This window comes from Bradyrhizobium sp. SZCCT0231 (assembly GCF_018130245.1).
Classification (GTDB): domain Bacteria; phylum Pseudomonadota; class Alphaproteobacteria; order Rhizobiales; family Xanthobacteraceae; genus Bradyrhizobium; species Bradyrhizobium japonicum_F.
Map to the genome: position 1 here is coordinate 172514 of NZ_JAFCKP010000009.1, position 14535 is coordinate 187048.

General features: G+C 64.4%; 13 protein-coding genes. 4 read left to right on the forward strand and 9 right to left on the reverse strand.

The window, feature by feature from the left end; genetic code table 11:
• The first annotated feature begins 3 nt into the window (after nucleotides 1-3).
• From JQ566_RS21775 to JQ566_RS21785, 3 genes are all read left to right on the forward strand, one after another.
• On the forward strand, nucleotides 4-1416 hold the full coding sequence (locus JQ566_RS21775) for a DUF6418 domain-containing protein (RefSeq protein WP_212375358.1): 1413 nt from the start codon (nucleotides 4-6) through the stop codon (nucleotides 1414-1416).
• A 315-nt stretch (nucleotides 1417-1731) separates the two neighbouring features.
• Nucleotides 1732-2472 (forward strand): hypothetical protein, encoded by a 741-nt coding sequence (locus JQ566_RS21780; protein ID WP_212375360.1) that lies wholly within the window; start codon nucleotides 1732-1734, stop codon nucleotides 2470-2472.
• An 11-nt stretch (nucleotides 2473-2483) separates the two neighbouring features.
• Complete coding sequence (locus tag JQ566_RS21785) at nucleotides 2484-3407, forward strand: hypothetical protein (RefSeq protein ID WP_349643345.1); 924 nt, start codon at nucleotides 2484-2486, stop codon at nucleotides 3405-3407.
• A 173-nt stretch (nucleotides 3408-3580) separates the two neighbouring features.
• Here JQ566_RS21785 and JQ566_RS21790 read toward each other — a convergent pair whose 3' ends face one another.
• The 8 genes from JQ566_RS21790 to JQ566_RS21825 form a co-directional block, all read right to left on the reverse strand.
• Nucleotides 3581-4420, reverse strand: a complete 840-nt coding sequence (locus JQ566_RS21790) for an SDR family oxidoreductase (protein WP_212375362.1) — start codon at nucleotides 4418-4420, stop codon at nucleotides 3581-3583.
• 13 nt (nucleotides 4421-4433) lie between these two features.
• Nucleotides 4434-5195 (reverse strand): SDR family NAD(P)-dependent oxidoreductase, encoded by a 762-nt coding sequence (locus JQ566_RS21795; RefSeq protein ID WP_212375364.1) that lies wholly within the window; start codon nucleotides 5193-5195, stop codon nucleotides 4434-4436.
• The gene (locus JQ566_RS21800; RefSeq protein ID WP_349643346.1) at nucleotides 5192-6040 is read right to left on the reverse strand and encodes a sugar phosphate isomerase/epimerase family protein; all 849 of its coding nucleotides are present in this window, start codon (nucleotides 6038-6040) and stop codon (nucleotides 5192-5194) included. The genes JQ566_RS21795 and JQ566_RS21800 overlap by 4 nt, the downstream gene beginning before the upstream one ends.
• Nucleotides 6037-6801 (reverse strand): SDR family oxidoreductase, encoded by a 765-nt coding sequence (locus JQ566_RS21805; protein WP_212375366.1) that lies wholly within the window; start codon nucleotides 6799-6801, stop codon nucleotides 6037-6039. The genes JQ566_RS21800 and JQ566_RS21805 overlap by 4 nt, the downstream gene beginning before the upstream one ends.
• Nucleotides 6794-7483, reverse strand: coding sequence for an acylneuraminate cytidylyltransferase family protein (locus JQ566_RS21810; RefSeq protein ID WP_212375368.1), 690 nt, complete (start codon nucleotides 7481-7483; stop codon nucleotides 6794-6796). Before JQ566_RS21810 ends, JQ566_RS21805 begins: the two co-directional genes overlap by 8 nt.
• Complete coding sequence (locus JQ566_RS21815; protein WP_249139684.1) at nucleotides 7483-9402, reverse strand: N-acetylneuraminate synthase family protein; 1920 nt, start codon at nucleotides 9400-9402, stop codon at nucleotides 7483-7485. The genes JQ566_RS21810 and JQ566_RS21815 overlap by 1 nt, the downstream gene beginning before the upstream one ends.
• A 22-nt stretch (nucleotides 9403-9424) precedes the next feature.
• Nucleotides 9425-10801, reverse strand: a complete 1377-nt coding sequence (locus JQ566_RS21820) for a GHMP family kinase ATP-binding protein (RefSeq protein ID WP_124163467.1) — start codon at nucleotides 10799-10801, stop codon at nucleotides 9425-9427.
• Nucleotides 10802-11197: 396 nt separating this feature from the next.
• Complete coding sequence (locus JQ566_RS21825) at nucleotides 11198-12421, reverse strand: phenylacetate--CoA ligase family protein (RefSeq protein WP_212375372.1); 1224 nt, start codon at nucleotides 12419-12421, stop codon at nucleotides 11198-11200.
• An 86-nt stretch (nucleotides 12422-12507) separates the two neighbouring features.
• Here JQ566_RS21825 and JQ566_RS21830 point away from each other — a divergent pair, with 86 nt between their 5' ends.
• Nucleotides 12508-13659, forward strand: a complete 1152-nt coding sequence (locus JQ566_RS21830) for an AGE family epimerase/isomerase (protein ID WP_212375374.1) — start codon at nucleotides 12508-12510, stop codon at nucleotides 13657-13659.
• A gap of 12 nt (nucleotides 13660-13671) precedes the next feature.
• Here the strand turns inward: JQ566_RS21830 and JQ566_RS21835 are convergent, their stop codons facing one another.
• Nucleotides 13672-14511, reverse strand: a complete 840-nt coding sequence (locus JQ566_RS21835) for an ABC transporter ATP-binding protein (RefSeq protein WP_212375376.1) — start codon at nucleotides 14509-14511, stop codon at nucleotides 13672-13674.
• Nucleotides 14512-14535: the final 24 nt, after the last annotated feature.

Sequence of the window (14535 nt, forward strand, 5' to 3'; positions counted from 1 at the left end):
GCGATGGCCCTTCTTGCCGGAGTGTCCATACTTCTCTTCATTGCTTGGCTGGGGCTCTTCAGGCCGACGATCTTCGTTTGTCTCGCCTTTCTGCTATTTACCTTCGCATGGCGGACGGTCTCGTCGTTGTATATCGACCTTGCGGGGCCGGTCTTTTCATCCCAGCTTCAGATGTTCGTTGGTCCCGGCGTCATGACGGTGTTCCAATCGACCGCATACTTCCTGACGCTTCTTCCTTTTCTGTGGGTCTTCAATGCGCAAGCGCTGCATGATTGGGCGCGGACCGCTCCCACTCCCGAACTGACGGCGAGCCGAGCTCAACTGACGCTCTCGGACGCCACGTTCTACGCATCCGTGCTCTTCTTGATCCTGCTTTTCGGCGCCCTGATCCACGGCGGCGTCATTCCACTGTTCGCCAAGATCGAACGTTGGACCTTCAACGAGCAGGCCAACATCCTCCATCGCTTCGTGATCGAGCGCGGCGACATGATCTGCTTCTGGTGGGGAACCATGTTCGCCGCGGAACGGCTGCGACGCCAGAGATATGATTACCGTTTCCTCTGCTTGCTCGCCGCCCTCATCTTTTACATGTTTCTCGCAGGCGGGCGATTTTCGCCCTTCTACCGGTATTGTGCATTCTTCGTCATACCTTTCTCGGCCGTTTTGCTGGTGCAGGCCCGAGATCTCGGAGCCGGAAGTTTGTTCAGCTTGATGCCCCGCATCGCGGATCGGCGCATGGTACTCGCCGGCACCGGCGTCATGGCGGCGACGGTCGCGATGATCGTATTCGCACTCTATTGGAACTTGACGAAGGTCAGAGGGTTCGAGGGCGAGGCCGCACGGGGAGCGTTTGTAGAGCGCGCCCTCGTGCAGCCGTCGGAGATCGGATGGGCATCCTACCAGCGCGTTCTGGTCAACGGAGTTTGGGATGCACGCCATGCCTTCGATGCCCTGTTCGAGCGCCCCATCGTTGCGGGGCGCAACACCACGCCGCAGTTCCTGATGTCCGCGACGATAGGCGAGCCTCGCACGACGGAGCACATTACGGGTGGCTTTCAATTCGCTGGCGGATTTCCTGAGATCTTCTTCGAACTGCTCGGTCCGTATTTGAGCTGGTTTTTTCTGCTGGGGGCGGCCTGGATCGCCGCCCTCATTTCCGCAATCATGGTTCGCTCAATCGTTGCCGAGCGATACCTGACTGCGGTTTTGTCGTTCTACGTGCTGTATGGCTTCTACGTGATGTACATCGGCGGCATGCTGAACTTCGGGGCGACGCCGACATATTGGATCAAGATTGCCGCTCTCTTGGCCGCGATCGTTCTGGAGGAGCGCTGGCAGAAGTTGGGCCGCCCCATCCTTCCCTGGGTGCTGGCCGAGAGAACTCGTTTGTTTCGCCGTTCCGCAGTGTCCAACTGAGTCTCGGGAAAACCCAGCAGGCAAGCATTCCGGCGAACGCGAAGCTCGAATCTGCCCAGTAGGTCGCCGGAGTGCTTTTTCCGCCAGCTCGCAGACACCAGATGGGGCCCCTCCAGAGCCATCGTGCTAGTGGCGGCGTCGTCCGATTAGGTGCCCTGCCATTCCCGGTTGATTCCACGGTCGGCGGAGCGTAAACAGACCTCGAATTACGTCGACGTTTTAGCATGCGGGCCGGAACATCGCGTATGATCTGTCGAATGCTCCCGGTCGGTTTGGTCTGTGCCGGTCCATCGCTTTCCCGCCGAGTCCTGTCGAATGTCCAGTGACCTGCAGATCGCAGAAGCTGTCGCGAGGGGCTATCCTCCCGCCGTTCTCTACCTGCGCAATGACGAAATCGTCACAACGGAAGTCTGCGCGTTCAACTACTTCGCGGTCTTCATGAAGGATCATCCCGATGTGGATGCCCATGTCTGGTTCTTCGATGGAGTGGGCAAGCCGGCGGGGTATTTCCACCGTGAACTCGGCGTCAACGGACAGCTGCAATTGCAGACTTCGGAGCTTTGCCCGAGCGTGTCGGGAACGGTCGCGATGGCGCTGATACCGAAACACGAGACCAAGCTTCGCCCTGGCCGGAAGGTGACCACTGGGTATTACGCACAATATTTCTCGCAGCATGGTGCAGTGACATTGTCGCACGAGCGCGAGCCGGTCGCGGCCGCACCGTTCCCAACCTCCGCCTGGATGCAGTCCTATCTCACGCGCTTCGTCAAGGAATCCGGTGTGGTGTTGGTGAATTCCTGCATGGCACCCGAAGGCGTCTCGGTCGGGACGGCTCGCCTCATGGCCCTGGACGGCACCGCGTTGGGCGAGCGTACGATTCCGGAAATCGCGCCGATGGGCGCCTTGCGCATCAGCACGCTGGACCTTTTTCCGGAGGCTGAAAGATTGATCGGCGCGAGCGAGGGATTCGCCTTGGAGTTCAAAGGCACTAACATCGCCAGCCCGTTCAGCTACTATCAATTTGCCAACGGCAAGTTCAGCTTGCATCATTTTTAGGGGCTGTGTCCGTGACCCGTTTCCCGTCGAGGCCCTGGAAGCCGCACGAGCCGCGCTTCATGTTCCCGACCTTTGCCGGCGTCGAGTCGCGCATGGGTTTCTCGATTCCCGCCTGGTATCGCCCGGTCGACATCAGGTATCTCCGCAGCCTCGTCGCCGGGAGCTTGCGCAAGAACTTTCGCGAGACGGTCAAGGACCTCGTTCCGGAGCTTGCCAGCCTGGTCGCCTCGGGCTTCAGCAAGAAGCTGCGATTCAAACTCCACATTCTGTCGCGGGACGGCGACTATCGAGCGACCTACGAGTTTCCGGATAACTATTCGCCCGGCTCCTCCGTGGAGATCGAGCTGTCGCGTCTTTTCGCCTCGCTCAAGCTGCCGCAGGACGACTATCTCGTCATTGCCGTGATGTCGCGCGGTCGCATGGACGGCTTTCGCTCTTCGCCTGCCAGCTATTCGATGACCTACATCGATCAGGACAACGTCGCGATCTACCGTACCGGCGCATTTGCCCGGCCCTTGAACGAGGGCAGGCTCAAGGCGCATGTCGGTTTCACCGGAATCAATCCGAAGATCATTGCGACCGGCGACATCGTCAGCTCTCTGATGCTGATCAATCACTCCTCAGATCCCGACTATGCTCATGCTGCCCGGCCGACGTCCAAGCTGATCCGCGAGGACGGCGAGCAGATCGAAGGTGATTTCGGTGAAATCCCGCCGCTCGGCGCGCGCGAGATGTCGGTCGTCGACATGTTCGGCAGCCGCGTGTTCGACTTTCTCAAGCCGTTCGGCGGACGAGGGACGACGGTCACCACCTGCACGGGGGTCACACTCGCGAGCCTGCATCTGCAACGTACCAACGACAACCGGCGGACGCTGCTCGGCATCGAGCACTCGCGCCCCGCGCACATGAACCTCGCCGGTATCTTGCAGCACTAACTAACTAAAGCATGATCCGGCAAAGTGCGAAGCGGTTTTCCGGAAGGGTCATGCCAAGCAATTGGCTGAGGGATACCATTCACCCCTGATCTCTTTTCGATTTGGGACAATTGCACGATCATCGACACGTCGTGCACGGCAGGTCTGGTCGATCACGAGCGGTCGCGCCGCGGCTACCAGACGCTCCGTCCGCCGTCCACCACCAGGTTCTGTCCTGTCATGTAGCTCGAGGCATCCGAGCACAGGAATTGCACGGCGGCGCGGTACTCGTCGACATCGGCCATGCGGCCCATCGGGATCAGGCGCGTCAGTCGTTCGACGAAGGCGGGATCCTGGTTGTTGAACACGCCGCCGGGCGAGATCGCATTGACGCGGACGCCGTGATCGGCCCAGTACGTGGCCAGATATTTCGTCAGCCCGATCAACCCGTGCTTGATCACGGAGTAAGTCACCGGCTTCACCGGCTGTTCCTCCTCGCGCGTCACCTGCGGCTGGCGGTAGAGCCGCTGGTCCGGTGCGATCACGCCGAGATCGGAGGCGATGTTGAGGATCACGCCGCGGCCACGCGAGGCCATCGCGCCGCCGAACACCTGCGCGCACAGCATCGCGCCGGTCAGGCCTACGGCGATCTCGGTCTGCCATTGCGGCACCGGAAACGCCTCGAAGCGGGAGGAATGCATCACGCCGGGTGCGGAGGTCACCTTGGGGTCGATCGCCGCGTTGTTGACGAGGATGTCGACGGAGAGGCCGCGGCCGGAAAGTTGCTCATTTGCAGCGCGCACCGAATCAAGTGTGGTGACGTCGATCGCAAGCGCGATCAGGTCGGCGGACGGCGCGTTCTGCTTGAGCGCGGCAACGGCTGCTTCGGCCTGCGCAAGCCCGACGTCTGTGACGACGACGCGCGCACCGGCCTCGGAAAGCGCGGCCACATGCTGTCGCCCGAGCAGGCCGCCAGCGCCGGTCACGAGAGCAGTGCGGCCGGTCAGGTCATAGCGTGAGGACGGGCTTGCCATCGGGAGCTCCTGTTCAGCTGCGCAATTGGCCGCCGTCGGCGACGATGACGCTGCCGGTGATGAATGCCGCGCGCGGCGAGGCGAGGAATGCGACGAGGTCGGCGACCTCTTCCGGCTTGCCCAGCCGGCGCAGCGCCACCTCCCGCGCAAGCATGTCTTCGACCGCGGCCTTGTTCTCGGCGAGCTTGCGCGCCCAGGTGCCGTCGGCGGCGAGGATGTTGCCAGGCGCGACCGCATTGATGCGGATGCCCTCGAGCGCCAGCGGCCGTGCCAGCCCGCGCACGGTCGCGTTCAGCGCCGCCTTCGCGGCATAGTAGGTCACGGGAGCCCCAAGCGCCGCCATGCCCGCAATCGAGGAGATGCAGACGATGGACCGGTCGCCGCTGCCGCGCGCCATCAGCGGCCGGCTCGCCTCGATCATGTTGGTCGTGGCGAAGAGGTTGAGGTCCATCACCCGCGACCATTCCGCCGCGGTTTCCTGCCCGGGCGGTACGGAGGCGCCGCTGCCGACGTTGCAGATGAGAATGTCGAGGTGCCCCCACTGCTGCTCGATGTCGTGGATCAGTGCCGCGGCGGCGGCCGGATCGGTGACGTCGGCGATATGGATCGAGTTCTGTCCGCCGACGGTCGCGCGCGCCGCGTTCAGCCCATCCGAGCCGCGTGCAGCCAGCGCGACCTTCGCTCCCTCCGCGGCAAGTGCAGCGGCAATGGCAAGGCCGATGCCGCGGCTGGCGCCGGTGACGAGAGCGACGCGGCCTTCCAGCTCGAGCCTCATCGCGCCGCGTCCTCGATCCAGCCGGCCGTCATGTCACGATACCGGGCGAGCGCGCCGGCATGGTCGCCATCGGCGGCGCGTGCGGTTTGCAGGATGTACTGTCCCCTGTAGCCGGAGCGCTCGATCAGCCGGATCGTCTTGGCGAGATCAGCGTTGCCGGTGCCGAGCGGCACGGTGGTGCCGCCGCGGACGCGGTCTTTCACATGCACATTGAGAATGCGGGGCGCATAGGCCTCAATCTCTTCGGCGCTGTCATAGCCGAGCGAGGCGCTGTTGCCGCTGTCGTAGTTGATGCCGAAGACGTCTGCCGGAAACGCCTCCATGAAGCGGGCGAGATCGCGCGGCGGCAGATCGGATTCGAAGACTATCTTGACGTTGTGTCTGACAAGCTGTTCGCGGCGGGCGATCAGCACCCGCTTGAGCGTGTCGCTCTCGCTCTCGCGCTCGATCTTGCCGTTGTCGACCAGGGGGATCACGATGAACCCGATGCCGATCCGGCTGCAGGCGGCAATCAGGAGATCGAGATCGTTGACGAGAGCATCGCGCACGACGGCATCGACCTTCCAGAACGGAGCCTGCATGAAGCAGTCGCCGGTCAGGCTCGGGATGCGCACGCCGTTCTCGCGCGCCAGCGTCAGAATCTCCTGTTGTCCCGGCTCGGTCGTCAGCGGGTTCTCGCGCAGCCGTTCCTGATCGATGGTCCATTCCATCCGCGTCAGGCCGAGCGCCTTGGCGCGGGGAAATTCCTCGCGCCATTCATCCCACGGGAACGCCTGGATCTTGCCGTCGACCAGTGCCGACAGGCGTCCCTGCATGAAACCGATGCGTTCTAGCGTTGCGGTCACGATGTGCTATCCGAGCTGATGGCGAGGCCCTTGGCGGTCCAGCCGCCATCGACGAAGATTTCCTGGCCGGTCACATAGGCGGAGGCTTCCGACACCAGAAAAACGGCGGCGCCCACCATGTCGGCGGGCTGTCCCCAGCGGCCGAGCAGGGTGTGGCGACGTCTCGCCTCGTGCATGACGGGATCGGCATAACTCTTCGCGGTCATCTCGGTCGCGACGTAACCCGGCGCAAGCGCGTTGACGCGGATGCCGTCGGGTGCGTAGTCGGCGGCGAGTGCGCGCGTCAGCCCGGCAAGACCCGCCTTCGCCGCCACGTAGCCGGGATTGCCGGGAAAGCCGCGGACAGAATTGATGCTGGTGACGTTGACGATCGCCGCCGAGCCCGCATTCTTCAGGAGTGGATAGGCGGCGAGGATAGTGGCGTAGACGCCGGTGAGGTCGGTTGCGACCGTGGCGCGGAAGCGTGCGAGCTCGCTTTCGCTGCTTTGAGCGGGAAGACTGATGCCGGCGGCATTCACGAGTGCGTCGATACGATCGCCTCTTGCCGCGATGGTGCGGAACGCGCTTTCGATCGCGCCGTCGTCGGAGAGATCGCAGGCAATCGCCATGACGCCCTGCGGAGCGGTCCCAGACCGGCTCAGGCCGAACACCGTGGCTCCCGCTTCCTGTAGGCCGCTCGCAATCGCGGCGCCAATACCGCGCGAGGCGCCGGTGACGACCGCGATCTTGCCTGCGAGAGAGAAGGCGCTGAGATCAGGCATAGCCGTAACTGCGCATGATGGCGGCGCAGAGCTTGACGTCCTCGGGACGGTCGATCTGGAACATCTTGTGACGTTCCATCACGTGGAAGCCGATCTTGCCGCCGAGACGATTGTTCTGCTCGCGCAGGAGGGATGGGATCAGGACGTAGAACGAGCCGTTCTCGAGGTAGCGCTTCTCGATCTGCTGCCGCATGCGGCGGTTGCGATAGTCGTAGTTGATCGGCTCCGGGCCGCTCGCGCCGATCCGCCAGTTGAAGTAATCCTCGACCTCGCAGACCGAGAGCAGGCTGTCGAGATGGTCGCGATCGAAGGTCGCAAGCGCGTTCTCGATGTCGCCGGGCTCGCGGATCGGCGATGTTGCCTGAAGCGCGACGATGCGCTCGAATCGTCCCATGCGCGCCTCGGTCGCATCAAGGGCATGCAGCCAGGCGGATTCGGAGGAGGCAAGGTCGCCCGAAATGTCGTCCGGACGCCGCACGCCGACGGCTCCGGCGGCCTCGGCCGCGGCGAGGATATTGTCGCTGTCCGACGAGACCGCCACCACGTCGACGCCGCGTGCGGCGCGTGCCTGCTCGACCGTCCAGGCGATCAGGGGCTTGCCGCAGAGATCGAGCAGGTTCTTGTGCGGGATGCCCTTGGAGCCGCCGCGCGCGGCGATCACGGCCAGCGTCTTGCGCGCCATCAGATGTGCCCCTCGAGGCGCTCGAGTGCGGTCCAGAAGCCTTCGCCCATGTTCTTGTGGCCCTGCCATATTTCGGGAATGAACGACGCCGTCGGCGCATGCTTGCGCAGCACCTGTCCGATCTCGTCGAAATCGATCTCGCCTTCGCCGATCTGGAGACCTTCGCCGTCGAGGCCCTTGGCGTCGCCGAAATGCAGATGGGCGGTGTGCGGCCCGAGCTGGGCGAGGCCTTGCGCGAAGTCGAAGCCGAAATGATTGGCCGCGAGCTTGGTGTGGGAGATATCGACGCACATCCGCAAGCCATGCTTGGCGCAGAACGCGGCCGACTCTTCCGGGAAGATGAAGATGTTCTGGTGACGCTGGCCGCCGAAATGCCACGGGAACGGCGCCATGGTCTGCGGCGTCAGCTCGACGCCGTCCATGTCGAGCTCGGTCAAGCTCTGCGCAAAGATGCGATAGCGCTCGGCTTTCTCCTCCGGCGGCAGCGGTGCGTCCATGGTGAAGCCGCCGATATTGGCGACGATGGGCGGGCGCTTGGTCTTCGGGAAGAACTTCTTCAGGCCGCGGGTGATGTCGATCACCGCCTGCGTCTGCTCCAGCGAATAGCGCCTCAAGGCCTCGTCGGGGGTTGCGAGGTCCATCAGCTTGGAGCCGGCAAACAGTTCCGGGGCATGTACGACGAAGCCGAGATCATAGGTGCCGGACAGATAGGCCGCCGGATCGCGCTCCATGTCGCTGTAGCTGAGATGGAATTCGATGATGTCGGGCTCGCAGATCTCCAGGAAGCGCGCGGTATCGTGATAACGCACCGGCACACCCCAGGGCCGGTCGAAACGGTAGCGCCGTGCCTTCGCGGCGCCTTCGTCGAGGTCGCTCTGGAAGAAATAGTCGTCGGCCGCCATCGTCCGCGTCAGCTTGCGGCCGAGCAGCGCCGGCATCTTCAGCGGGGACAGGCCTTGTCCGGGGCTCTTCACGGCGATGTCGGTCTCGGAGATCAATGTACCGGCCGGCAGGTCGCGCGCGGCCACCAGGCTCTTGGCGAGGTTTTCGCGGTTGATCAGCTCACCCTGGCTCAGCGCGCGTTCCGCGAGCTTCTCGCCGCGCGCCGCCTCGACCTCACGAATGCCGGAGACGAGTGCCTTGAATTCCTCGGGCTCGAGGCTGGCGGCATGGTCCGGACCTTCCATCTCGCGGTCGAGGGTGATGTGGCGTTCGATGATCACCGCGCCGAGCGCGACAGCGGCCGTCGAGACGGCGATGCCGCGCTCATGCCCGGAATAGCCGACGACCGGATGGATCTCGCGCAGCGTCTCCATGAAACGCAAATGGATGTTGTGGAGCGCTGCCGGATAGGTGCTCTGGCAGTGCAGGAGCACGTAGCTGGCATTGCGGTCGTCGAGGAATTTCGCCGCGGCCTTGATCTCGTCCGTCGTGCTCATGCCGGTCGAGACGATCAGCGTCTTGCCGGTGGCGGCGAGGCGAGCGAGCAGCGGCAGGTTGGTGAGGTCGGCCGAGGCGACCTTGTAGGCCTGCACGCCGAAGCCTTCGAGCACGGCGACGCTCTTCGCGTCCCAGGGCGTGCAGAGGTACTCGATACCCTTGGCTGTGCAGTACTCTGCGATCTTCTTCTGCTGCGCCGTCGGCAGCTCGAAGCGGCGCAGAAGATCGAGCGTATATTCGACAGCGAGGTCGTCGTCCTTCCCGGACAGGCTCGAGGCGCGATAGACCTCGTCGAGCTTGCGCATCTGGAATTTGGCGCAATCTGCTCCGGCCGCGACCGCGGCATCGACCAGCGCAATGGCGCGGTCGAAGTCGCCATTATGGTTGTTGCCGATTTCGGCGATGACGTAGCAGGGTTCGCCGTCGCCCAGGAGGCGGTTGCCGATGCGGACCGGAGCAGGCTGTTTGGGCGATGTCATCAACATTCTCGTCTCATATGCGTCAGGCGAGTCGGGCGGGAACGCGCGACTTCCACGTTCGCAGCCCGTTCTCTTCGAACATGATGCGCGAGCAGCGATGCCCCTGCTGTTCCAGCGCCGCGATGAGCTGGTAGCGCTCGAAAGGACGTACGAAGAACAGGAAGTAACCGCCGCCGCCGGCGCCCAGGAGCTTGCCGCCGACCGCACCGTGCTGCTTGGCGAAATCATAGATCGCGTCGATCGCCTCCGACGAGATCTTCGAGCTCAGCTTCCGTTTGGCGTGCCAGGCCTCGTCGATCAGCCGGCCGCATTCCAGGAGCTGGCCGCGCAGCAGATGCCGCCTTATGTCGCGCGTCACTTCCTTCTGCTTGGCAGCCGCGGCGACGGCGTCGCTGGTCTCGTGCTGAGCCTTCTGGTCGCGGTGAATGGCACCGGAATCGCGGCCGGAGCCGGCGTAGCAGAGCACGAGGCTCTCCTCGAGCTCGGCGATGATGTTGGGATCGAGGCGAAGCGGCACGATGGTGTTCTGGTCGGAGAAGAACTCCATGTGATTGAAGCCGCCGAACACGGTGGCGTACTGATCCTGCCAGCCCCCGGGAATGTTGAGCATCAGCCGCTCGGCCTGGAAGGCCATTTCCGCGATCTCGTGGCGGTCCCACTGATCCCCGCGGAATTCGTTGAAGCAACCGATGATCGCGGACGAGACCACCGCGGAGCCGCCGAGGCCGGAACCGACCGGGAAGTCGGCGGACACCTCGAGCTCGAAGCCGTAAGTCGGCTTGATCAGGCGCACGACCGACTTGATCAGCGCGAGATCTCCGCCTGTTCCGAGCTCTGCGAGATTGTCGGCCTCGACCGTGCGGCGGAAGTCGTGCGAGTAGATCCGGATGCTGGGATCGCTCCGGCGCCGCAGCGTCGCGTGAGCGTACATCTTGATCGTGGCGCTGATGACCGCGCCTCCGTCATTCGCCACGAAGTAGTGGGTCAGATCGGTGCCTCCGCCGGAGAAGCTGATCCGCACCGGCGAGCGGGCTCGCGCGAACACCTCGCTCTCTTCGGACAGGTTGAACAGCTCGCGGCTGAACACGTCGACCAGCCGTCCCTCGCCGTCGAGGATCGGCACCACGTGCACGCGCTGGTCGAGCAGCTTCAGGATCTGCTCGCGCGGTCCGCCGGTCGGCGCCCAGACGAAGTTGCGATTGATGCAGGACGCAACCCGGTCCTGGATCGTGATGCCGGTCAGCATGCGCCTGCGGATGTCACCGTCCGTCACGGCGCCGACGATTCGTCCGCTCGCGTCCTGCGCGAACAGGATGCCGAGCATGTTCGCATTCAGGCGCCGGAAGGCTTCCTCAATGGTCTCGGTCTCGGCGATGGTGACGAGGGTTCGTTCAAGCACGTTTTTGGGGTCCAGAAGGGGCCAATTCCAGGCCATATTGTAGCAGCGGTTGGTAATACGGGAGCCGCGGGGACGATGCAAGGTTCCTGCGCCCCCGGGGCATTGCGCGAAAACGGCACTTGTCAAGCGCTTCGATCGCACGGTGGCCGCTTTACATTGGCCGCGGCCTTTATAGAAGCTTCCGCAACGGGTCCACACGAAATGGTCGATTGGAATCAGCTCGGGGATCAAATACGGGCATCACGACGTGCGCGGTGCTGCTGCGCGACGGCGAGGTGATCGCAGCCGGAGGAATGCGCTTCACGCATCAAGGCGTCCATGCGGACAGCAACCCGCTGTACAGTCGCCTGATCTATGCATTCGCGAAAGCGACCTCGCTGCCGAAGTCGGTTGAAGTTACCGCTCGTCCGCGATCACCTTGCCGTCGTTCGGCAGCGCGCCGGGGCCGACCAGCTCGACCGTGCCGCCGAGTTTCGTCACGGCGCGCAGAGTGCCGGCGATCTCTTCGCGTAGCGCTTCGCTCGCGGCTGTCGTTTCCGCCTTCAACGTCATTGCGTCGGTTTCGCCTTGGCGCGTCACGACGAGGCGTAGTCTTCCGAGCGCAGAATGGCGCTTGCCGATCTCGGCGACCTGCTCGGGCCGGACGAACATGCCCTTGATCTTGGTGGTCTGGTCGGCGCGGCCCATCCAACCCTTGATGCGCATATTGGTGCGCCCGCATGGACTCGTGCCGGGCAAGGCTGCGGTGAGGTCGCCGAGCGCGAGCCGGATCCAGGGATGGTGCGGGTCGAGCGAAGTCACGACGATCTCGCCGACGTCGCCCGGCGCTACCGGATCCCCGGTGCCGGGCTTGACGATCTCCAGGATCAGGTCCTCGTTCACGACCATGCCTTCGCGCGCCTCGGTCTCGAACGCGATGAGGCCGAGATCGGCGGTGCCGAAGGCCTGGTAGGCGTCGATGCCGCGGGCCTTGATCTCGGCCTGGAGCGAGGGCGGGAACGCGGCGCCCGAAACCAGCCCGCGCTTGATCGAGGAGATGTCACGGCCGGCGCTTGCCGCGGCATCGAGCAGGATCTTCAGGAAGTCCGGCGTGCCGCTATAGCCGACTGGCCGGTAGGCCTCGATCAGCTCGAATTGCTGTTCTGTATTGCCGGGGCCGGCCGGGATCACCGCGCAGCCGAGCGCGCGCGCCGACGCATCGAAGATGAAACCTCCGGGGGTGAGATGGTAGCTGAAGGTATTGAGGACGATGTCGTCGGGACGGAACCCGGCTGCGAAAAGCGCCCTTGCGCCGCGCCAGGGATCAGCCTGCCGCCCTTCCGGCTCGAAGATCGGGCCGGGGGAGGTGAAGAGGCGGGCGAACGAGCCAGGCGCCCCCGCCACGAACCCTCCGAAGGGCGCCGAGGCCTTGTGCAGGGCGGGCAGTTCCGATTTGCGCAACACCGGCAGGCCCGCCAGAGCCGCCCTGGAGGTCACGGCGGCGGGATCAACCCCTTTGAGCCGCTCGGCATAGGCAGGGGCGGCCATGGCGGCTCGCAGCACCTCCGGGAGGCGGGCGAACAGGTCGGCCTCGCGCGCGGCCTGCTCACGCGTCTCGCGGGCGTCGAAATGGGCGGTCATGGCTGTACTTTCCGTGTTGGCATCCGTTGCGCGCCGCCACCGTCATGGCTATCAGACCGCCATTGGCTAGGCTTGAAGGGGACCCGATGGCGGACGAAGGAATCATTGCGGCGGACGAGGCGTCGAGCGTCGTCGCGCGCCTGAAGCGCCGCATGATCGACGAGGCGCTGCCGCTGTGGTCGACGGTCGGCTGGGATCACGCCGCAGGCGGCTTCATCGACAGGCTGCACCGCGATGGCGCGGCGGATGCGGCCGCGCCCCGGCGCGTGTTTGTGCAGGCCCGCCAGATCTGGTGCTATGCCAAGGCCGCACAGATGGGTTGGTATCCCGAGGGGCGTGCCATCGCGCTGAAGGGGCTGGAGCATCTGCTGGCCAGAGCGAAGGCGCCCGACGGCCGGCCCGGCTACGTGCACCGGCTGACGCCGGACGGATCGGTGCTGGATGCCCGGCGCGATGCCTATGATCATGCCTTCATCCTGTTTGCTCTCGCCAGCGTCTATGCGCTCGACCAGGATGCGCAGGTCCGCGCCGAGATCGACGCGCTGCTCGCCTTCCTCGACGGCCATCTGCGCTCGCCGCATGGCGGCGTTCACGAAGGCCTTCCGGTTTCGCTGCCGCGCCGGCAGAATCCGCACATGCATCTGTTCGAGGCGATGATCGCGTGCTTCGAGGCGACCCACGATCTGTCGTTCCAGAACCGTGCCGGAGAATTCTTCGCACTGTTCCTGGCCAATCTCTACGACAAGCAGAAGGGCATCCTGACCGAGTATTTCGAGGAGGACTGGTCGAAGATCGAGCCGGTCAGTGTCGAGCCGGGCCACCAGGCGGAATGGGTCTGGCTGCTGAAGGGATTTGAGCGCATCACGGGTTGTCCGACAGGGCAGCGGCGCGCCGAGCTGCTGGCGACCGCGCTGCGCTACCGCGACGAGGCGACGGGCTGCCTGATCGACGAAGGGGACGACGTCGGCAACATCCGCCGCAGCACGCGCCGGCTGTGGCCGCAGACCGAGATCGCGAAGGCGTGGATCGCGCAAGCCGAGTCCGGCGAGGCGGGTGCGGCGGATGAGGCGCGCGCGGCACTGGTGCGGCTCGAACGGCATTATCTCAGCCATCCCGTGAAGGGCGGCTGGTACGACCAGTTCGATCGCGACGGCAAATCGCTGATCGACACCATTCCTGCCTCGTCGTTCTATCATGTTCTCTGCGCGGTCACGGAAGCGGAGCAGGTGCTGGGCTAGGTTCTTTGTGGATCACAGCCAGCGCTTGCGCCGCTTGAAGCTCTTGAGATTTTTGAAGCTCTTGCGCTGGTCGCCGGCGCCGCCGAGGTAGAATTCCTTGACGTCCTCGTTGTCGCGCAATTCGTCCGCGGTGCCGTCGAGCACGACCTTGCCCTGTTCCATGATATAGCCGTGGCTCGCCACCGACAGCGCGGCGCGCGCATTCTGCTCGACCAGCAAGATAGTGACGCCGAGATCACGGTTGATCTTCTGGATGATGGAGAACACCTCCTTCACCAGCAGTGGCGACAGGCCCATCGACGGCTCGTCCATCAGGATCATCTTCGGGCGCGCCATCAGCGCGCGGCCGATCGCGAGCATCTGCTGCTCGCCGCCGGAGAGATAGCCGGCAAGGCCGGTGCGCTCCTTCAGGCGCGGGAAATAGTTGAAGACCATGTCGAGATCGGCATCGACCTCGCGGTCCCTACGGGTGAAGGCGCCGAGCTTGAGGTTCTCCAGCGACGTCATGTCGGCGACGATGCGCCGGCCCTCCATCACCTGGAAGATGCCGCGGCGGACGATCTTGTCGGGATCGATGCCGTTGATGCGCTCGCCCTCGAACAGGATCTCGCCGCGCGTCACCTCGCCGTCCTCGGTCTTGAGCAACCCGGAGATCGCCTTCAGCGTCGTCGACTTGCCGGCGCCGTTGGCCCCCAGCAGTGCCACGATCGCGCCCTTGGGCACGTCGAGGCTGAGGCCGCGCAGCACCAGGATGACGTCGTCATAGACGACCTCGATGTTGCGCACGCCGAGGAGGGGCGGTGCGGGGACGATGCTGGGAGAGGGACGAACGGATTCAGCGGTCTCTATCATGCTTTGTTACTCCGCTGTCGTCGC